The organism is Variovorax sp. PAMC26660, from assembly GCF_014302995.1.
In the GTDB taxonomy this organism is placed as follows: Bacteria; Pseudomonadota; Gammaproteobacteria; order Burkholderiales; family Burkholderiaceae_C; genus Variovorax.
Window position 1 is genome coordinate 6,541,207 of the sequence record NZ_CP060295.1, and the last position, 19,437, is coordinate 6,560,643.

22 protein-coding genes are annotated in these 19,437 nt (G+C 66.7%); 2 read left to right on the plus strand and 20 right to left on the minus strand.

Annotated features, from left to right (window positions below):
• Positions 1-45: 45 nt before the first annotated feature.
• From H7F35_RS30675 to H7F35_RS30770, 20 genes are all read right to left on the minus strand, one after another.
• Complete coding sequence (locus H7F35_RS30675) at positions 46-315, minus strand: multiprotein-bridging factor 1 family protein (RefSeq protein WP_187110265.1); 270 nt, start codon at positions 313-315, stop codon at positions 46-48.
• Positions 312-1,226 (minus strand): serine O-acetyltransferase EpsC, encoded by a 915-nt coding sequence (epsC, locus tag H7F35_RS30680; RefSeq protein ID WP_187110266.1) that lies wholly within the window; start codon positions 1,224-1,226, stop codon positions 312-314. Before epsC ends, H7F35_RS30675 begins: the two co-directional genes overlap by 4 nt.
• Positions 1,227-1,261: 35 nt before the next feature.
• Positions 1,262-1,741 (minus strand): rhodanese-like domain-containing protein, encoded by a 480-nt coding sequence (locus H7F35_RS30685; protein ID WP_187110267.1) that lies wholly within the window; start codon positions 1,739-1,741, stop codon positions 1,262-1,264.
• A 128-nt stretch (positions 1,742-1,869) separates the two neighbouring features.
• Positions 1,870-2,820: a TauD/TfdA dioxygenase family protein gene (locus tag H7F35_RS30690; protein WP_187110268.1), complete on the minus strand. Its 951-nt coding sequence runs from the start codon at positions 2,818-2,820 to the stop codon at positions 1,870-1,872.
• Between the two features lie 42 nt (positions 2,821-2,862).
• Positions 2,863-3,696: an ABC transporter ATP-binding protein gene (locus H7F35_RS30695; RefSeq protein ID WP_187110269.1), complete on the minus strand. Its 834-nt coding sequence runs from the start codon at positions 3,694-3,696 to the stop codon at positions 2,863-2,865.
• Between the two features lie 15 nt (positions 3,697-3,711).
• Positions 3,712-4,518: an ABC transporter permease gene (locus H7F35_RS30700; RefSeq protein ID WP_187110270.1), complete on the minus strand. Its 807-nt coding sequence runs from the start codon at positions 4,516-4,518 to the stop codon at positions 3,712-3,714.
• Entirely contained in the window at positions 4,518-5,360 is an 843-nt protein-coding gene (locus H7F35_RS30705; protein ID WP_187110271.1) for an ABC transporter permease, read from the minus strand. Before H7F35_RS30705 ends, H7F35_RS30700 begins: the two co-directional genes overlap by 1 nt.
• Positions 5,357-6,733: an LLM class flavin-dependent oxidoreductase gene (locus H7F35_RS30710; protein ID WP_187110272.1), complete on the minus strand. Its 1,377-nt coding sequence runs from the start codon at positions 6,731-6,733 to the stop codon at positions 5,357-5,359. Before H7F35_RS30710 ends, H7F35_RS30705 begins: the two co-directional genes overlap by 4 nt.
• Positions 6,730-7,824 (minus strand): ABC transporter substrate-binding protein, encoded by a 1,095-nt coding sequence (locus tag H7F35_RS30715; RefSeq protein ID WP_187110273.1) that lies wholly within the window; start codon positions 7,822-7,824, stop codon positions 6,730-6,732. The genes H7F35_RS30710 and H7F35_RS30715 overlap by 4 nt, the downstream gene beginning before the upstream one ends.
• Positions 7,825-8,039: 215 nt before the next feature.
• Positions 8,040-8,255, minus strand: coding sequence for a molybdopterin-binding protein (locus tag H7F35_RS30720; RefSeq protein ID WP_187110274.1), 216 nt, complete (start codon positions 8,253-8,255; stop codon positions 8,040-8,042).
• Positions 8,256-8,312: 57 nt separating this feature from the next.
• Positions 8,313-8,909: a malonic semialdehyde reductase gene (locus H7F35_RS30725; protein WP_187110275.1), complete on the minus strand. Its 597-nt coding sequence runs from the start codon at positions 8,907-8,909 to the stop codon at positions 8,313-8,315.
• 18 nt (positions 8,910-8,927) lie between these two features.
• Positions 8,928-10,214 (minus strand): O-acetylhomoserine aminocarboxypropyltransferase/cysteine synthase family protein, encoded by a 1,287-nt coding sequence (locus H7F35_RS30730; RefSeq protein ID WP_187110276.1) that lies wholly within the window; start codon positions 10,212-10,214, stop codon positions 8,928-8,930.
• Between the two features lie 40 nt (positions 10,215-10,254).
• Positions 10,255-11,085, minus strand: a complete 831-nt coding sequence (locus H7F35_RS30735) for an ATP-binding cassette domain-containing protein (RefSeq protein ID WP_187110277.1) — start codon at positions 11,083-11,085, stop codon at positions 10,255-10,257.
• 4 nt (positions 11,086-11,089) lie between these two features.
• Entirely contained in the window at positions 11,090-12,070 is a 981-nt protein-coding gene (locus H7F35_RS30740; RefSeq protein ID WP_187110278.1) for an aliphatic sulfonate ABC transporter substrate-binding protein, read from the minus strand.
• A 9-nt stretch (positions 12,071-12,079) separates the two neighbouring features.
• Positions 12,080-12,925: an aliphatic sulfonate ABC transporter permease SsuC gene (ssuC, locus tag H7F35_RS30745; protein WP_187110279.1), complete on the minus strand. Its 846-nt coding sequence runs from the start codon at positions 12,923-12,925 to the stop codon at positions 12,080-12,082.
• A gap of 9 nt (positions 12,926-12,934) precedes the next feature.
• Entirely contained in the window at positions 12,935-14,104 is a 1,170-nt protein-coding gene (ssuD, locus tag H7F35_RS30750; protein ID WP_187110280.1) for an FMNH2-dependent alkanesulfonate monooxygenase, read from the minus strand.
• Positions 14,104-15,063, minus strand: a complete 960-nt coding sequence (locus H7F35_RS30755; protein ID WP_187110281.1) for a sulfonate ABC transporter substrate-binding protein — start codon at positions 15,061-15,063, stop codon at positions 14,104-14,106. The genes ssuD and H7F35_RS30755 overlap by 1 nt, the downstream gene beginning before the upstream one ends.
• Before the next feature lie 37 nt (positions 15,064-15,100).
• On the minus strand, positions 15,101-15,238 hold the full coding sequence (locus tag H7F35_RS30760; RefSeq protein ID WP_187110282.1) for a hypothetical protein: 138 nt from the start codon (positions 15,236-15,238) through the stop codon (positions 15,101-15,103).
• A gap of 122 nt (positions 15,239-15,360) precedes the next feature.
• Complete coding sequence (ssuE, locus tag H7F35_RS30765; protein WP_187110283.1) at positions 15,361-15,945, minus strand: NADPH-dependent FMN reductase; 585 nt, start codon at positions 15,943-15,945, stop codon at positions 15,361-15,363.
• A gap of 96 nt (positions 15,946-16,041) precedes the next feature.
• Positions 16,042-17,082 carry a sulfate ABC transporter substrate-binding protein gene (locus tag H7F35_RS30770; protein ID WP_093173969.1) on the minus strand — a complete coding sequence of 347 codons (1,041 nt, stop codon included), beginning with the start codon at positions 17,080-17,082 and terminating at the stop codon, positions 16,042-16,044.
• A 148-nt stretch (positions 17,083-17,230) separates the two neighbouring features.
• Here H7F35_RS30770 and H7F35_RS30775 point away from each other — a divergent pair, with 148 nt between their 5' ends.
• Both H7F35_RS30775 and mnmC read left to right on the plus strand, forming a co-directional pair.
• Positions 17,231-17,506 (plus strand): oxidative damage protection protein, encoded by a 276-nt coding sequence (locus tag H7F35_RS30775; protein ID WP_187110284.1) that lies wholly within the window; start codon positions 17,231-17,233, stop codon positions 17,504-17,506.
• Between the two features lie 16 nt (positions 17,507-17,522).
• The gene (gene mnmC, locus H7F35_RS30780; protein ID WP_187110285.1) at positions 17,523-19,364 is read left to right on the plus strand and encodes an FAD-dependent 5-carboxymethylaminomethyl-2-thiouridine(34) oxidoreductase MnmC; all 1,842 of its coding nucleotides are present in this window, start codon (positions 17,523-17,525) and stop codon (positions 19,362-19,364) included.
• Positions 19,365-19,437: the final 73 nt, after the last annotated feature.

Sequence of the window (19,437 nt, forward strand, 5' to 3'; positions counted from 1 at the left end):
TGGAAAGAAAGTGGCCGCCAGTGTCCGGCGGCCACGGGTTTTCCCTCAACAGGCTATAGCCGCCAAGTTGATCCTTCGCGCAAGACGCGATTGCTCCAGTTGCTCGCAACGCATGAGCAGGCCCACCATGTTGATGCCCAGCGCCGTGGCGAGCTTCTGTGCGGTGACGATCGAGGGGATCACGCGGCCGCGCTCGACCTCGCCCACGTAGGAGCGGTTGAGATCGGAACGCTCTGCCAGTTCCTCCTGCGACCAGCCCTTGCCTTCGCGCAACTGGCGCACCGTCACGCCGAAGTCTTCGACAAATGCTTTCATGCCCCACCTGCCTTCGGTGCGTTCTGCAGGCTGGCCTGCGTGACGCTCGCGCCAGGCGGCACATCGTCGGTGATCCACACATTGCCGCCGATGACCGCGCCCTTGCCCAGCGTCACGCGCCCGAGGATGGTGGCGCCGGCGTAGATCACCACATCGTCTTCCACCACCGGATGCCGCGGCAGGCCCTTCTGCAGGTTGCCTTCGGTGTCGGTCGGAAAGCGCTTGGCACCGAGCGTGACGGCCTGGTAGAGCCGCACGCGCTTGCCGATGACCGCCGTCTCGCCAATCACGACACCCGTGCCGTGGTCGATGAAAAAACCCGCATCGATCTGCGCGCCGGGGTGAATGTCGATGCCGGTCTGTCCGTGTGCCAGCTCGGCCACGATGCGTGCCAGCAGCGGCAGATCGAGTTCGTACAGCCGGTGCGCCAACCGGTGATGAATCATCGCGAGCACTCCGGGGTAGCACAGCAGCACTTCGTCGACGCTGCGCGCGGCCGGGTCGCCCTGGTAGGCCGCGAGCACATCGCTGTCGAGCAGGCGGCGCAAGGCCGGCAAAGCGTTCGCGAACTGCCGCACCGCCTCGGTGGCGGCCTCGTCGATTTCGCTCGCCGGGCGTGGCTGATGGCGGGCGTTGAAGTTCAGCTCCAGCCGCGCCTGACCCAGCAGCCCCTGCAGCGCGGCATCGAGCGTGTGGCCGACGTAGAAGTCCTCGCTCTCGTGGCGCAGATCGGGCGGCCCGAGCCGCATGGGAAAGAGCGCGCCCTTCAGCGACTCCACGATCTGCGCGAGCGCCTCGCGCGACGGAAACTCGCGCGCACCGGGTTCGCGCGAGCGGCGCTGCGAATCGCGCCACTCGTCGCGCACGCCATGCAGCGCGCGCACGATGTCATTCACCTCGAAATGGGCCATGTATTTTTTCTCCCCGGAAATTCGGCTTTTTGTGGTCAGTCCTGCACCCAGGGCAGCGCGTGGAAGCGCCAGCCATCGGCGCTGCCGCGGTGCTGCTGGTCGTCGATCTCGCCCTCGAAGCCTTCGAGCACGTTGAAGACGTTGGTGAAGCCCGCCTTGGCAGCGGCCTCTGCGGCCAGCGCGGAACGCTTGCCGCTGCGGCACAGCAGCAATGCCACGGCGTCCTTGCCGCCGTCTTTCGCGAGCTTGGCTTCGAGTTCGCGCACGAAGCGCGGGTTGCGCGTGAGCGCGGTGCCGGTGGCCCAGGCCACGTGCAGGCTTTCAGGGACATGGCCGACGAACTTGCGCTCCTCGCCCGAGCGCACATCGATCAGTACGGCCTGGCCCTTGCGGACGAGATCCCAGGCCACCGGTGGCGTCACGCCGCCGGCATAAGGCCAGTTGTTTTCGGCCGCCTTGGCGCGCGCCTGTTCCAGTGCTTCGGGCAAGACGAGGTCTTCAACTTCCACTGACATGCTGTGCGGCTCCTGTTGTGCGTTGGAATTCGCCTTGATGGCGATAACCACCACTTTAGGAGTGCTGCCGCAAAGCTCCAACGACTGAAAAGTCGATTCTTAACAACCAGATGTTGTATAGGCGTGCCTCAGGCTGCAGCCGCCTCAGCCGCCTCAGCCGCGCGAACCGCAGGCGCCGTCCGGTCCACGCTCTTGGCGCCGTCCACGCCGTATGGCACATCGCCCGCTATCGTGACCCGCCGCACCACCCGGTGCTGGTCGCCGTAGTCGTTGATCGCGTAGTGCTGCGTCGCCCGGTTGTCCCAGATGGCCACGTCACCCTGCGTCCAACGCCAGCGCACCGTGTTTTCCAGGCGGTGCACGTGGCTTTGCAGCACGCTCAGCAGATGGCCGGAGTCGTGCGTCGAGTGGCCGGCGAGCCGCTTCACGAAATGGCCCAGCACCAGGCTGCGCTCGCCGGTCTCGGGGTGCACGCGCACCACCGGGTGCTCGGCTTCGAGCAGGCGGCGCGTGAACACCTCCTTGTAGCGCCTGGCACCCTCGTCATTCAGGTCGGCTGGCAACCGGGCCGCCGCGTAGTCGTAGTCGTTGCCGTGAATGGCGCGCAGCCGGTCGGCCAGCGCCTTCAGTTCTTCGGGCAGGTTTTCGTACGCGGCCACCGTGTTGGCCCAGACCGTGTCCCCGCCATAGGCCGGGATCACCACAGCACGCAGGATCGACACCTGTGGATAGGCAACCTCGAAGGTCACGTCGGTGTGCCACGAGTTGGCTCGGCCGCCGTGGCGCGAGTCGAGTTCCAGCAACCTGGTGCCGTCCTTCGAGGGCACGGTCGGGTGCGGCACCAGCTCGCCCCACAGACGGCCAAAGGCCTCCTGCTGTGCGTCATCCAGATGCTGCTGGCCACGAAAGAACAGCACCTTGTGTTTCAGCAGCGCGGCCTTGATGGACCGGAACACCTCCGGCTGCAGTGCACCAGAGAGTCGCACGCCGCGCACCTCGGCGCCGATGTGGCCGGCCTGCCGGACGATGTCGAGTTCGTTGTCCTGTGCGGCGACGGGAGAAGAAAGAATGGCGCTCATCGAAGATCCTCTTTGAAGTGGGTAGATGGAAGAACGAAAGGCTCAGTAGGCAAAGCGAAGTCCGGCGGGCAAACCACCCGTCGTGTCTGGCGGAGATTGCGGTGGTGTTTCGTCAAGCGCGGGCGCCCCCGCGAACTCGCGCAGCACCTCTTCCTTGACCTGGGTGAAGGCCAGTTCCACCCGGTTGCGCGGATGCGCGAGCGCCACCGGCACGATGCGGCGGATGCGCCCCGGGCGCGGCTCCATCACCACCACCTTGTCGCCGAGGTACACGGCCTCTTCGACATCGTGGGTGACCAGGATCATCGTGATCCCCTCGGCCTGCCAGATGCGATGCAGCTCCTGCTGCAGATGCGCGCGGGTCATCGCGTCAAGCGCGCCGAAGGGCTCGTCGAGCAGCAGAATCTCGGGCCGGTTGACCAGTGCCCGCGCGATCGCCACGCGCTGCGACATGCCACCCGACAACTGGTGCGGGTACGCGCTCTCGAAACCCTTGAGCCCGACCAGCTCGATGTGCGCCTGCACCTCGCTGCGCTTTTGCGCCGCGCCGAGCCCGGCGTTCAGCAGCCCGAGCGCAATGTTCCGCTGCACCGTGAGCCACGGAAAAAGCCGGTGCTCCTGGAACACGATGCCGCGGTCCAGGCTGGTGCCGACGATGCGGTTGCCGTCGATCAGCACCTCGCCGCTGTAGTCGGCCTCCAGGCCCACGATCAGCCGCAGCAGCGTCGACTTGCCGCAACCGCTGGAGCCCACGATGCTCACGAACTCGCCGGGCGTGATGGTCAGGCTGATGTCGTCGAGCACCTTGAGCGGCGTGCCTTCGACCTCGTACTGCTTGCTGAGTTGTCGTATTTCGAGTGTGGCTGCGTGTGCCATGTCTTGGTTCTTTCTTCAGAAGCCGGCCACGGAACGCCCGCGCCAGGCCAGCAGGCGGTTCTCGATGCGCGTGGCAATCCAGTTGAGCGTGAAGCCCACGAGCCCGACCACGATCACGCCGAAGATCACGAGGTCCATCCAGAAGTGGTCTCGCCCGTCAATCATGGTGTTGCCGATGCCCTTGCCCGAGACCAGCAGGTACTCCGCGCCCAGCGTGGCCAGCCACGCGTAGATCAGCGCCAGATGCACGCCCGCGAAGATCGAAGGCGATGCGCTCGGAAGCACCACGCGCGTGAAAAGCTGCCACCGACTGAAGCGCAGCACACGCGCCACCTCGACCAGATCGCCGGGCACGCTGCGGATGCCCTCGAAGGTGTTGAGCACCACCGGGAAAAAGGCCGCGAGCGAGAGAAACGCCACCTTGGCCGCGTCGCCCAGCCCGAACCACACGGACAGCAGCGGAATCCACGCGAACAGAGATATCTGCTTGAGCGTGTGAAAGCTCGGACCCACGAGGTTCTCGAACAGGCGGGACAACCCGAGCGCTGCACCGAACAGCAGCCCGGCACTCGCACCGATGGCAAAGCCCGCCAGGTCGCGCCACAGGCTGGCCGAGAGTCCGTCCCACAGCGCCCCACTGGTGGCCTGCTCCACCGCCCGCCGCCAGACGCTGCCGATCGACACCAGAAACGGCGAACTCGACCAGCCGAAGCGAACCGCGGCCCACCAGAGCACTACCAGCAACACGGGCAGCACCCAGCCGCGCAAGAGCTTGGGCACGCGGCGAAAGAGATTCCGGTCCACGGAAATGTTGGCGCTCATCAGAACCCCGCACGCCGCCAGCGCAGCAACCGTGTCTCGATCAGCGCGAGCAGCTTGTCGAGCACGAACCCGACCGCCCCCACCATCACCACCGCGGCCAGCACCACGTCGAGCTGGAACAGCTGCCGCCCGAACACGATCATGTAGCCCAGCCCTTCGCTGGACGCCAGCAGCTCGACCACCACCAGCGCGAGCCAGGCGTGCGTGAAGCCGTAGCGCACGCCGTTCCAGATGGGCGCGAGCGCGGCGGGAAACACCACCTTCGACAGCAACTGCCAGCGGCTGAACCGGAACACCCGCGCCACCTCGATGTAGCGCGTCGGCACGTTCTGGATGCCCTTGTAGGTGTTCAGCGCAATGGGCACCAGCGAGGCCTTGGCGATCAGGATGATCTTGAGCGCCTCGTCGATGCCCACCAGCAGCATCAGCAACGGCAGCCAGCCCAGCACAGGCACCTGCGCGAAGGCCTTGAACAGCGGATAGGTGTAGTCCTTGAAGGTCGGCGACAGACCCATCGCCACGCCAAGCAGCAAGCCACCCACCAGCCCGACACCGAAGCCCGCGAACACGCGCCACAGGCTGATGCGCAGATTCTCAAGAAGCTCGCCGCTTTGCAGTGCATCGACGAAAGTGGCGGCCACTGTCTCGGGCGACGGCAGCACCTGCGGTGCGATCCATTCATTGCGTGCCGCGATGTGCCACAGCAGCAGCACCGCCAGCGGCACCGGCCACGCGAGCAGCAAGCGCCCCACACCCGGCAGCCAGGCGCGCAACGCGGCAAGAGGCGAAGGCCGCACGACGGCGGGAAGCGGCAGCGACGCCGGAGGCAGCACCGCACTCATGCGGCCGCCTTGAACTCGCGTGCCGGCAGATGGCGGCTCGCCGGCCTTGCCAGGCCCAGGTTCTCGCGCAGCGTGCGCCCTTCGTATTCGTGCCGGAACAGGCCGCGGCGCCGCAGCTCGGGCACCACCTGCGTCACGAAGTCATCGAGCCCGCCGGGCAGCGTCGGCGGCATGACGTTGAAGCCATCGGCCGCCTCTTCCTCGAACCACTGCTGCAACTGGTCGGCAATCTGCGAGGCCGTGCCGTGGATCGACCAATGGCCGCGCGCCGTGCCCACGCGCTGGTAGAGCTGACGGATGCTCAGCCCCTCGGTGCGCGCAAGCTCGGTCACCAGGCGGAAGCGGCTCTTGGGGCCATTCGGCTCCGGCAGGTTGTCGGGCAGCGGACCATCGACCGGATAGCCCGTGAGATCGACACCGCCGATCACCGTCGACAGCAGCGCCACGCCCACGTCGGACGGAATCAGCGACTGCAGCTCTTCGAGCTTTTCCTTCGCATGCTGCTCGCTCTGCCCCACCACCGGGAACACGCCGGGAAGGATCTTCAGGCCTGCGGGGTCACGCCCGTGGTGCGCGAGTTGCGCCTTGAGCCCGCGATAGAAAGCCTGCGCACCGGCCAGCGACTGCTGCGCGGTGAAGATCACCTCGGCCGTCGCCGCGGCCAGCGCCTGCCCTGCTTCCGAAGCACCGGCCTGCACCACCACCGGATGCCCCTGTGGCGGACGCGCGATGTTGAGCGGGCCGCGCACCCGAAAGTGCTTGCCCTGATGGCCGAGCACATGCAGCCGGCCGGGGTCGAAGTATTCGCCTTCGGCCTTGTCGTGCGTGAAGGCATCGTCGTCCCACGAATCCCAGAGGCCCGTGACCACATCGACGAACTCCCGCGCCCGCTCGTAGCGCAGCGCGTGTTCCGGATGCCGATCGAGATTGAAGTTCAGCGCTTCGGCCTCGTTGGACGAAGTGACGACGTTCCAGCCCGCGCGCCCGCCGCTCAGATGATCGAGCGAGGCGAACTTGCGCGCGACGTGGTACGGCTCGTTGTAGGTGGTCGACACGGTGGCGATCAAGCCCAGCCGCTCTGTCACGGCCGCGAGCGCCGACAGCAGCGTGAGCGGCTCGAAGCCCGAGACTCGCGCGCTGCGGTGCAAGGTGCGCGACGCCGAGGCTTCGCGAATGCCGACGCTGTCCGCCAGGAACACCGCATCGAACTTCGCGCGCTCCGCGGTCTGTGCAAGCGCCTTGTAGTGGGAAAAATCCAGCCCCGCCTGCAGCGGCACATCGGGATGGCGCCACGCGGCCACATGGTGGCCGGTCGCCATCAGGAAGGCATTGAGCTTGATCTGGCGCTTGGGTTTGTTGCTGCTGCCACTCATCGCGCCACCGCCACCTGCTTGCCGCTGACTTCGCCATTGGCCTCGTACACCGGCCAGTAGTTCTCCAGCTTGAGTTCGCGCAGCGCAGTATCCAGAAAGCTGCGGTCGAACCAGTGGTCGATCTCGGCCTTGCTGCGCACCAGCTTGAGCGCCAGCGCCTGCTCGGCGGAATCCTTGTAGCGCTGCACTAGGAACGGGTCGAGCAACGGCGACAGGCGCGTGCGCAGCGGCTGGCCGATGAAGTCCTCGCGCCAGTATTTCTCGGCCACCTCGGCCTTGCCCCATTCCTGGAACACCTCGTCGCGGCGCGACTCGTCCGAATAGCGCCGTGCCACCTTCAGCAGCGTGTTCACGATGCGCTGCGTGGCCTTGGGCTGGCTGCGTGCGAAATCGTCCGAGGCCAGCAGCACGGTCTGCCGCGTGTACTTGAACGAATCCTCCGAGGCCGAATAGATGACCTTCGCCACGCCCTTGTCGCGCAGCACGAACAGCTCGACATAGCCGAACGCACCGTCGATGTCCTTGGTGGCCAGCGCGGCCTGTGCGCCGGGCAGGTCGAGGTTGATGAGGCGAACGTCGCTTTCCTTGAGCCCGTGCGCCGCCAGCGCACGCACGGCCGCCAGGTGCAGGTTGGTGCCCTTGTAGAGCGCGATGCGCTTGCCGCGCAGGTCTTCGATGCGCTTGACCGTCGAATCCGGCGGCACCGCCAGGTACAGGCCGTTGCGCACGCCGGAGCCCGCAATGATGCGGGTCTTGACGCCGCCCGCGCGGTGCACGATCGAAGGCAGGTCACCCTGCCAGGCCAGGTCGAGCTGCTTGTTGACCAGGGCTTCGTTCACGGCCGGGCCTGCGCCCTTGAAGAACACCCATTCGATCTTCGTGCCGTCCGCCTTGAACTCTTCCTCGAGCGCGCCCGTCGAATGCACCAGCGCCGCCGACGAGCCACCGAAGCGCACCGGGTTGCCCACGCCGCCGGTCGCCACGCCGATGCGAATGACCGACGGCGCATCGCCACTGGCAGCCAGCAGGCGCGGCGCCACGGCAATCAAGGGCCACGCAGCGGCATGGCGGAGAAACGAACGTTTGAGCATGAACGGCAACCTTGGCTTCGATGAATCCAAAAGATTCTGCGAGGCGGCTGCGGGAGCCGGAAGGAAGCTGTTCGCAGTTCCTAATGCCCTGCCCGACTAAGCCATGTTCGATATATGGACTGCGGGAAACGATCCGACGCGCCGGGCAAAGCACGGGCGTAAAAAAACCCGGCGCCAGAACGGCGCCGGGTTGTTCGCAATTGCCCGAGGGTCCGTCAGAGCTTCGCGATCGAAACTTCCGTCGACTTCACGAGTGCAACCACGTCGGAGCCGATCTTCAGTTGCAGCTCGTCGACCGAGCGCGTGGTGATGACCGAGGTCACGATGCCCCAGGCGGTTTCGACATCGACTTCGGAGACGACGTCGCCGCGGATGATCTCGCGGACCTTGCCCCGGAACTGGTTGCGCACGTTGATGGCTTGGATGGACATGATGGTTTCTCTTTCAGTGTGAAGGAATGACTGGGATGGGAATGGCGCAGCAGCGGATCAGACGATCTGCGCCACTTCGTCGAACGCCAGCCGGGGGCCGCGCTCGAAAGTACCGGCGTGGTCAGCCACGCCGAGGTTGACAAGGAAGTTGGCCCGGTAGCGGCCATCGGAGAAGAAGGCCTTGTCGATCAGGTCCGCGTTGAAGCCCGATTGCGGACCCGCGTCGAGCCCGAGCGAGCGCGCCGCCAGGATCAGGTAGGCGCCCTGCAGGCTGCTGTTGCGAAAGGCCGTGGCCTGCGCGGCCTCGGCGCTCTTCTCGAAGAAGGGCTTGGCGTCGTAGGCCGGGAACTGCGCGGGCAGGTGTTCGTAGAAGCGCGTGTCGTGCGCCACGATCACCGTCACGCCGGCCTGCAGCGTCTGCGCGGTGTTGCCTGCCGACACCGCCGGCTTGAGCTTTGCCTTGGCCTCTTCGCTGCGCACGAACACGTAGCGCGCCGGCTGGGCGTTGAAGGCGGTCGGGCCCCACTTCACGAGGTCGTAGAGCTTGTGGATCACCTCGTCGGTCACGGGCACCGGCTTGAAGGCGTGCACGGTGCGCGCCTTGCGAAACAGTTGGTCGAGCGCGGCGTCGGGGATGGTGTTGAGTGTGGTCATAGTTCCTTCTTGCAGCGTTCAGGACGCGGCGGCCAGCGCGACATCAAGGTCGGCCAGCAGGTCGTCGATGTGTTCGATGCCGACCGACAGGCGCACCGTGTCTTCGGTCACGCCCGCCCTGGCCAGTTCTTCGGGCGACAGTTGGCGGTGCGTGGTCGAGGCCGGATGCGTGGCGAGCGAGCGCACATCGCCGATGTTCACGAGACGCGTGAACAGCTTGAGCGCATCGAGGAACTTCGCCCCACCCTCGCGGCCACTGCCGATGCCGAAGGTCAGCACGCCGCTGGAACGGCCGCCGAAGTATTTCTGCGCCAGCGCGTGGTCGGGGTGGTCTTCGAGTGCGGCGTAGTTGACCCAGTTCACAGCCTTGTGCGTCTTCAGGTGCTGCGCCACCCTGAGCGCATTGCTGCTGATGCGGTCCATGCGCAAGGCCAGCGTCTCGATGCCCTGCAGGATCAGGAAGGCATTGAACGGTGAGATGGCGGCGCCGGTATTGCGCAACGGCACCACGCGTGCACGTCCGATGTAGGCGGCCGGGCCCAGCGCCTCGGTGTAGACCACGCCGTGGTAACTCACGTCGGGCTCGTTCAGCCGCTTGAAGCGCTCCTTGTGCTCAGCCCACGGGAACTTGCCCGAATCGACGATGGCGCCGCCGATGCTGGTGCCGTGGCCGCCCAGGTACTTGGTGAGCGAGTGCACGACGATGTCGGCGCCGTGCTCGATGGGCCGGCTCAGATAAGGCGAAGGCACGGTGTTGTCGACGATCAGCGGCACGCCGTGGCGGTGCGCGATCTCGGCGATGGCCGCGATGTCGGTCACGTTGCCGGCCGGGTTGCCCAACGACTCGACGAACACCGCCTTGGTCTTCTCGTCGAACAGCTTCTCGAAGCTCGTCGGATCGCGGTGGTCCGCAAAGCGCGTGGTGATGCCGAACTGCGGCAGCGTGTGCGCGAACAGGTTGTAGGTGCCGCCATACAGCGCGGTGCTGCTGATGATGTTGTCGCCGGCTTCGGCGATGGTCTGGATCGCATAGGTCACTGCCGCCTGGCCCGAGGCCAGCGCCAGCGCCGCGATGCCGCCTTCGAGCGCGGCCACGCGCTGCTCCAGCACGTCCTGCGTCGGGTTGTTGATGCGGGTGTAGATGTTGCCCGGCACCTTCAGGTCGAACAGGTCCGCGCCGTGCTGCGCGCTGTCGAAGGCATAGGCCACCGTCTGGTAGATCGGCGGCGCCACGGCGCGCGTGGTGGGTTCGGGCGAGTAGCCGGCATGCACCGACAGGGTTTCGAATTTCCAGTTCTGCGACATACAACTGCCTTTCAGGATGGGCGGATGGGAAGGAAAAAGTTCAGATGGCCCAGCGCAGCGCGTGCGCGGGCGTGCCGAGCCAACTGGTGTTGGCGCTTTCGGGTTCGGGCTCGCCGGGCTTTTGCAGCACGCGGTCGAGGATGCGTTTCTCGATGGCCGCAAATGCCGGATCGCCCTGCGAGCGCGGACGGGCCAGCGCGATGTTCTCGTCGAGCGCGATGCGACCGTCTTCGATCAGGATCACGCGGTCGGCCAGCGCCACGGCTTCCTGCACGTCGTGCGTCACCAGCAGCGCGGTGAACCGGTGGCGCTGCCACAGGTTCTCGATCAGGCGGTGCATCTCGATGCGCGTGAGCGCGTCCAGCGCACCCAGCGGCTCGTCGAGCAGCAGCAGGCGCGGGTGATGCACAAGTGCCCGTGCCAGCGCCACGCGCTGGCGCTGGCCGCCCGACAGACGCGCCGGCCATTCGTTCTCGCGGTCGGCCAGGCCGACCTGCGCGAGCACTTCCTTGCCACGCGCCTTGGCATCGCTGGGCAGGCCCAGCGTCACGTTGTCGAGCACGCGGCGCCAGGGCAAGAGGCGCGCCTCCTGGAACATGATGCGTGTGTCGTCGTGCAGGCCGTGCACGGCCCTGCCGTCGGTGTAGAGCCCACCGGACGTTGCTTCTTCCAGCCCCGCGATGAGCCGCAGCAGCGTGCTCTTGCCGCAGCCGCTGCGCCCGACGATGGCTAGGAACTGGCCCGGCTCGATGGTGAGCTGGGTGTTGCGCAGCACTTCGCGCGCGCCGTAGCGCTTGTGCAGGCCCCGTGCTTCGAGGCGCACGCCACCTGCGATGGCCTGGGGTTGGAGGTCTTTCAGAACGGCACTCATGATGTCAGGCTCCCGGCTTGAACAGCGCCACGTCGAGCGCATTGATTTTTTTCGGCAACAGCTTTTCCGAGAAGAAGGCATCGGCAATGCGTTGCTGCTCGGCGAGGCCCTCGGCCACCACCGGCCGCACCGCGTAGCTGCGGCGGCTGTTGGCCTGCTCGAGGGTCGCGGCGTCCAGGCCCCACACGGGCGACAGCAGCGCGGCCGCTTCCTTCGAGTTCTGCTTGACCCACTTGCCGGTCTTCTCCAGCTCGGCATAGACCACGTGCAGCACGTCGGGCCGGGCCTTGGCGAACTTGCTGCGGGCCAGGTAGTAGCGCTGGTACGAGGCGATGCCGGCACCGTCGGCCAGCACGCGCACCTTCGACTGGCGCTGCGCCGCGGAAAGGAACGGGTCCCACACCACCCAGGCGTCGATGGCCCCCTTCTCGAAGGCGGCGCGGCCATCGGCGGGCGTGAGGTACGCCGGCTCGATGTCCTTGAAGGACAGGCCCGCCTTGTCGAGCGCGGCGATCAGCAGGTAGTGCACGCCGGCCGCCTTGGCAAAGCCGATCTTCTTGCCCTTGAGATCGGCCACCGTGCGGATCGGCGAGTCTTCGCGCACCACGATGGCTTGCGCAGCGGGCGATGGCGCCTCTTGCGCAAGAAAGGTCAGATCGGCACCGGCGGCCTGTGCGAACACCGGTACGGTGTCGGCCACATCGGCGCTGATGTCCAGGTTGTCGAGGTTCAGCGCTTCGAGCAATGGCAGGCCGCTGGTGAACTCGTGCCAGCTCAGCGTGGCGTTCAGCGGCGCGAGTTGCTTTTCGAGCGTGCCCTGCACCTTGAGCACGGCGATCAGCGTCGAGGACTTCTGGTAGCCGAGCCGCACGGTGACGGGTCGGGTGGCCGTGCCCTGCGCCAGCACCGTGCCCGAGCCGAATGCAGCGACAGCGCCCAGCGTGGCGATGGCCGTGCGGCGGGAGATCATGGATTTCGTCGTCATGCCCTGCCCTCAGCTCGCCTTCTTCTGGTAGCCGGGGTGCCAGCGCAGCCACCATTGCTCCAGTCCGCGTGCGAACAGGTCGGCCAGCTTGCCGAGCAGCGCGTACAGCAGGATGCCCACCAGCACGATGTCGGTCTGCAGGAACTCGCGGGCGTTCATCGTCAGGTAGCCGATGCCGGCCTGCGCCGAGATGGTCTCGGCCACGATCAGGATCACCCACATCAGGCCCAGCGAGAAACGCAGGCCCACCAGGATCGACGACAGCGCGCCCGGCAGGATCACCTCGCGGTAGAGCTGCCAGCGCGACAGGCCATAGGTGCGCCCCATCTCGATGAGCTGCGGATCGACATTGCGGATGCCGTGGAAGGTGTTCAGGTAGATCGGGAAGAACACCGACACCGAGATCAGGAACAGCTTGGCCGACTCGTCAATGCCGAACCACAGGATCACCAGCGGGATCAGCGCCAGCGCGGGGATGTTGCGCACCATCTGGATGGTCGAGTCGAGCAGCGTTTCGGCGAACTTCACCGAGCCGGTCAGCAGGCCCAGCGCCAGCCCCGCGCCGCCGCCAATGGCCAGGCCCGCGAGCGCACGGCCCGCGCTGACCTTGACGTGCGTCCACAGCTCGCCCGACGCGGTGAGCGTCCATGCGGCCTTGACCACATCGACCGGCGCCGGCAGCACACGGGTGGAGATCCAGCCGAGCGACGACGCGATCTGCCAGAACACGATCAGCCCCACCGGCACCAGCCACGGAATGAGCCGCTTCGCGACGTTGATGCCGAAGGCCTTCAATGCCTTGCCTGCGCCTGCATCGTTGGTGGTCACCGGAAGCTCCTGCACTTGTTCGGTCATGGGAGTCCTTCAGCTTTGGGAGACAAGGCGCGACGGCGCGTCGAGGTTGGCAACGACTTCGCCGAACGGGCCACTCAGCGAGCCCCCGGCCAGCCGCGTCTGCGCCTTGCGCGAGAGCAGCGGGAACACCAGTTCGGCGAAGCGGTAGGCCTCTTCCAGGTGCGGGTAGCCCGAGAGAATGAATTTGTCGAGGCCGAGCGCTGCGTATTCCTCGATGCGCGCCGCCACGGTCTTCGCATCGCCCACCAGTGCGGTGCCGGCACCGCCACGCACGAGGCCCACGCCGGCCCACAGGTTCGGCGAGATTTCGAGTTCGGCGCGCGAACGCTTGGCGCCGCCGGCATGCAGCGCGGCCATGCGGCGCTGGCCTTCGGAGTCCATGCGCGAAAAAGCGGCCTGGGCGCGGATGACGGTTTCGTCGTCCACGCGGCTGATCAGTTCTTCGGCGGCCTTCCAGGCGGCGTCTTCGGTCTCGCGCACGATCACGTGCAGGCGAATGCCGAACTCGACCTTGCGGCCCTGGCGCTCGGCACGGGCGCGCACGTCGGCGATCTTCTTCGCCACTTCGGCGGGCGGTTCGCCCCAGGTGAGGTACGCATCGACCTGCTCGGCCGCAAGGTCGTGCGCCGCAGCCGAAGAGCCGCCGAACCACACGGGTGGGTACGGCTTTTGCACCGACGGATACAGCAGCTTGGCGCCCTTCACGCTCAGGTGCTTGCCCTCGTAGTCGAAGGCCTGCCCGTCATGGCTGCGCGCGATGATTTCGCGCCAGATGCGGATGAACTCGGCCGACTGCTCGTAGCGCGACGCATGTTCGAGATACACGCCGTCGCCTTCGAGTTCGGCCTGGTCGCCGCCGGTCACGAGGTTCACCAGCAGGCGCCCGCCCGAGAGCCGGTCAAACGTAGCGGCCATGCGCGCGGCCAGGCTGGGCTGGTGCAGGCCAGGCCGCACCGCAACCAGGAACTTGAGCTTCTTGGTCGAACCGATCAGGCTCGACGCAATGACCCACGGGTCTTCGCATGAACGGCCCGTGGGAATCAGCACGCCCTCGTAGCCCAGGTTGTCGGCCGCGCCCGCGATCTGCTGCAGGTACGCCAGGTCGATGGGGCGCGCGCCTTCGCTGGTGCCAAGGTAGCGGCTGTCGCCGTGCGTGGGAAGGAACCAGAAGATCTGCATCACGCGATCCCTGCGCCGGCAGCTTCGAGCACGTTGATCTTTTTCGGGATCAGCTTCAGCTCGAAGAAGGTGTCGGCAATCTTCTGCTGCTCGGCCAGGATGGCCTTGGTGATCGGGCTCGTGCCGTAACCCACGCGGCCCACCGACAGGTCGGCCACCGGCTTGGGCAGGCCCCAGAGCTTGGCGAGTTCACCCGCGTATTCGCTCTTGTTGGCAGCGCCCCAGACGTCGATCTTGTTGATCTCCTCGACGGCGATGGCGAGCACGTCGGCGTTCTTTGCCACGTAGTCGAGCGACGAGAAGTAGTAGGCGCGGTTGCCCACGACGCCGGTGGCGTCGGCCAGCACGTGCGCGTCCAGTGCCTTCTGGGCAGCGGCGAGGAATGGGTCCCAGATCACCCAGGCGTCGACCGAGCCCTTTTCAAAGGCAGCGCGCGCATCGGCGGGCGGCAGGTAGACCAGGTTCAGGTCGCTGTAGGAAAGGCCATGCTTCTCGAACAGCTTGACGATGAAGTAATGAACGTTCGAGCCCTTGTTGAGCGCGATCTTCTTGCCCTTCAGGTCTGCCACGGTCTTGATGGCCGAGCCCTTGGGCACCAGCACCGCCTCGGACTGCGGACGCGTCACCGTGGCCGCCACATAGGCCAGTGGCGCACCGGCAGCCTGCGCAAAGATGGGGGGCGCTTCGCCCACATCGCCGAAGTCGATGGAGCCGACGTTGAGGGCTTCGAGCTGCACGGGGCCGGCCGTGAACTCGGTCCATTTGACCGTCACGCCGAGCGGCGCGAGCCGCTTTTCCAGCGTGCCACGGCCCTTGAGGATGCTGAGCGGCCCCTTCTGGTTGCCGATGCGAAGCTGCCGCGCGGGCGCCTGCGCCAGTGCGGCGAACGAGGAAGGAAGTGCGATGGCAGCGGCAACGCCTTGAATCAGGCGACGGCGGAGAGCGGAAATCAATGTCATGGCAATCGGTGTTCGTGTGGGGAAGGCGCCGCGCGAATCAGGCGGCGGAAATGAAGCTCACGATCAGCGCGATCGCGCTGACGACGATGGCGCTCACGGCGAGGTCGCCCAGCGCGTGCCAGAAGGAACGCGGCGTGGTGTCGAGCACGGAGTCTTCGGTGGCAACGGGGGTCATGCGTGGATTCCTTGGTGTTGCAAAACTTCAGGCAAAGGCTGTCCCCTGCCGCGCGCAGGCGGCCTGAAAAATCGGGAACAGGGATGGGTCTGAGGGAACGGGTTCGATGGAGAACCCGGCCGTCAGACGCTACATCGCACGCGGGAGAACGGCACCGGCTCGAAGCCGTGGGTTGCCGGCAGCTTCAGGCCTTCGGTGGCGAGCACCTCGACGGCCTCGTTGAGTCGCTCGGCCAGGTCGTTGTGCACCTGGTAGGCGTTCTCGGGCGTCAGCGCAATCTGCGAATCGCTGGCGTAGACGCCCGGCAGGATGTGGCGCGCCGACAGCGACTGCAGCACAGGCCGCAATGCGTAGTCGAGCGCAAGCATGTGGTGCGGGCTGCCACCAGTGGCCAGCGGCAGCACCGTCTTGCCCTTGAGCGCGTTCTGCGCGAGCAGGTCCAGGAAGACCTTCAGCACGCCGCTGTAGGCCGCCTTGTAGACCGGCGTGGCCACGACGATCACGCGGGCCGCCGCCACCTGGGCGATGGCCCGCTCGATGGCCGGGTGGGTCCACTCGGCCAGCAGCAGCGCCTGCGCTGGCAGGTCGCGGATCGAGAGCCGCTCGATGCGGGCATTGCGTTTGGCCAGCCGCTCGCCCACGGCCTCGAGCAAGGCGGTGGAACGGGACGGGGCCGAGGGGCTGCCGGCAATCAGGAGAACGGACACAGGAGGCTTTCGTTTTTCTTCAGGAATTCAGAGCGAAACAATCCATGACGCCCGTCGAACGGGCGCCATGCGCTACCAACTCGGCAGCGGACTGGGTTACTTCTGCTTGGTTGTGTAGATCTGGTCGAAGGAGCCGCCGTCTGCGAAGTGCTCCTTGTCGGCCTTCGCCCAGCCGCCGAAGGCCTGGTCGATGGTCACCAGCGTCAGCTTGGGGAACTGCTTGTCGTACTTGGCCTTCGCCTTGTCCGACGTCGGGCGGTAGAAGTTGCGACCGGCAATGTCCTGGCCTTCGTCCGAGTACAGGTACTTCAGGTACTCCTCGGCCACGGCACGCGTGCCCTTCTTGTCGACGACCTTGTCGACCACGGCCACGCTGGGCTCGGCCAGGATGGAGATCGAAGGCACGACGATCTCGAACTTCTCGGGGCCGAATTCCTTCAGCGCCAGGAAGGCTTCGTTTTCCCAGGCCAGCAGCACGTCGCCCACGCCGCGCTGCACGAAGGTGATGGTCGAGCCGCGCGCGCCGGTGTCGAGCACGGGCACGTTCTTGAACAGGTTGCCGATGTATTCCTTGGCCTTGGCATCGCCGCCGTACTTGCGCTTGGCGAATTCCCATGCGGCCAGGTAGTTCCAGCGAGCGCCGCCGGAGGTCTTGGGGTTGGGGGTGATCACCTGCACGCCGGGCTTGATGAGGTCGTCCCAGTCCTTCAGGCCCTTGGGGTTGCCCTTTTTCACCAGGAACACGATGGTCGAGGTGTAGGGGGCGGAGTTGTGCGGCAGGCGCTTTTGCCAGTCGGCCTTGACAAGGCCGCCGTGCGTGACGAGCGCGTCGACGTCGCCGCCGAGCGCCAGCGTGGCCACGTCGGCGTCGATGCCGTCGATGATCGAGCGGGCCTGCTTGCCCGAGCCGCCGTGCGACTGCTTGACCGTCACGTCCTGGCCGGTCTTGGCCTTCCAGTACTTGGCGAAGGCCTGGTTGTAGTCCACATACAGCTCGCGCGTCGGGTCGTACGACACGTTCAGCAGCGTCACGGGAGCCGCGCCGCCTTGGGCAAACGTCGGCAATGCCGACAGGGCCATGGCACCGGCCACGCCGGCACCCAGGGAAAGCTTGATAAAGTCGCGGCGAAGGCTCATGGTGTCTTGCTCTAAAAAGGCATATCAATGAAGCTGCGTATTCTCAATACGACATATAGAAACTGGAACGACCAAGTTTTCAGTTCTAAATAGCAAAATCAACTAAGCAACCGCTTTCCCCCACTTTTCCCGTTCAAAGGCAATCGCAATGGCACGCATGGTTCAGTGCATCAAACTCGGCAAAGAGGCCGAAGGGCTCGACTTCCCGCCCTACCCAGGTGATCTGGGCAAGCGCCTGTGGGAAAACGTCAGCAAGGAAGCCTGGGCCGCCTGGCTCAAGCAACAAACAATGCTGGTCAATGAAAACCGGCTGAATCTGGCCGATCTGCGCGCCCGCCAGTACCTGGCGCGGCAGATGGAAAAGCACTTCTTCGGCGAAGGCGCCGACGTGGCGCAAGGCTACGTCCCTCCCCCGGCCCCCTGAGCGCAGCCGCCCCGTCGTGACCGCCGAGCCCGTGGCCTGGCGCGCTGACGGCGTCCCCCGCAGCGAACGCTTCGACGACATCTATCACACCGAAACCGGGGCACTGGCGCAGGCTCGCCATGTGTTCCTGGGCGGCTGCGGCCTGCCCGCGGCCTGGGCCGGGCGCCCGCAATGGCGGATTCTCGAAACCGGCTTCGGCCTGGGCCTCAATTTCCTGACAACCTGGCAGGCCTGGCGTGCAGACGCCGACCGGCCACGGATGCTGCACTTCGTCTCGGTCGAGGCGCATCCGGTCGCGCCTGAAGACCTGCTGCGTGCCGCCGAGGCCTACGCCGAACTGCGGCCACTGGCCGAGGAACTGGTCGCGCAGTGGCACGGGCTGCTGCCGGGCTTTCACCGGCTGGCCTTCGACGCGGGCCGCGTGCTGCTCACTCTGTGCATCGGCGATGTGCAGGCGTTGCTGCGCGCGCAACGCTTCGAGGCGGACAGCATCTTCCTGGATGGCTTCAGCCCGCAACAGAACCCGGCCATGTGGTCGCCCGACACGCTGAAGGCGGTATCGCGCTTTGCCCGCCGGGGCACTGGCCTGGCCACCTGGACCTTCGCGCATGCGGTGCGCGAGGCGCTGTCGCAGAACGGCTTCCAGCTCGAAAGCCGCGAGGGCTTGCCACCCAAGCGCGACTGCCTGAGCGGCGTGTTCGCGCCTGCCTGGACGGTGCGGCGACGCGGCCCGGCGCCCGAACACGTCGAGACGCCGGGGCGCTGCGCCGTGATCGGCGCCGGGCTTGCAGGCGCGGCCGTCGCGGCCAGCCTCGCGCGGCGCGGGTGGCAGGTCACCGTGCTCGATGCGGCCGACCAACCGGCCTCGGGCGCTTCCGGGCTGCCGGTGGGCATGCTGGCGCCGCATGTCTCACCGGACGATGCACTGCTGTCGCGGCTGACACGTGCAGGCATCCGTGCGACATGGCAAGAGCTGGAGCGCTTGCTGGAAGAAGGCCGTGACTGGCGTGCCAGCGGCGTGCTGGAGCGCCGCCCCGATGGCGATGCGCGCGTGCCCACAGGCTGGAGCGACAGCGGCCCCAATGAATCGTGGCCTGCGAGCGCAACGCAACTGGCGGCCGTCGATCTGCCAGCCGATCCGCCAGCGCTCTGGCACACGCGCGCCGCATGGGTCAAACCCCATCGCTTGATCCACGCATGGCTGCGTGAGCCGGACATCGCGTTCCGCGGCAACACCTCCGTGGCCCGCCTGACGCGCGGCACCGATGGCTGGCAACTGTTCGACGCCTCCGACCGCCTGCTGGCGGAAGCAGACCGCGTCGTCATCGCCGCGGGCTTCGAGTCGGGCCGTTTCGCGCCTTCGCTCCCGTTGCAACCTGTGCGCGGCCAGGTCGCATGGGGGCGCATGCCCCTCAACGCCGGGCTGCCAGCCACACCGATCAACGGCGACGGCCACCTGATCGCTCACGTCCCCGATACCGAAGGCACCCCGCTCTGGCTGGCTGGCGCCACCTTCGACCGCGACAGCACGGACCTTACACCGAACGCCGAAGACGCCGCATCAAACCGCGAACGCCTCGCCCGTCTCCACCCCGCCGCAGCCGTGTCACTGGCGTCGGCGTTCGAGCGGGGCGAAGTCAACGCCTGGGTCGGCGTGCGCTGCGCCTCAGGCGACCGCCGGCCGCTGGTCGGCCCACTGGGTGAAGACGCAGGCGGTCTCTGGGCCTGCACCGCCCTGGGCTCGCGCGGCCTGAGCTTTGCGGCCCTCTGCGCCGAGCTGCTGGTGGCGCAATGGCATGGCGAACCACTGCCTTTGCCCGCGACGCTCGCCAAGGCGCTCGGTACGCAGCGGCTCTGAGCGGCCCCTTCAGGCCGAGCCCACAGCCCGGTAGGCCATCAGCAGTGCCATGCACACCACCAGCACCTGGACG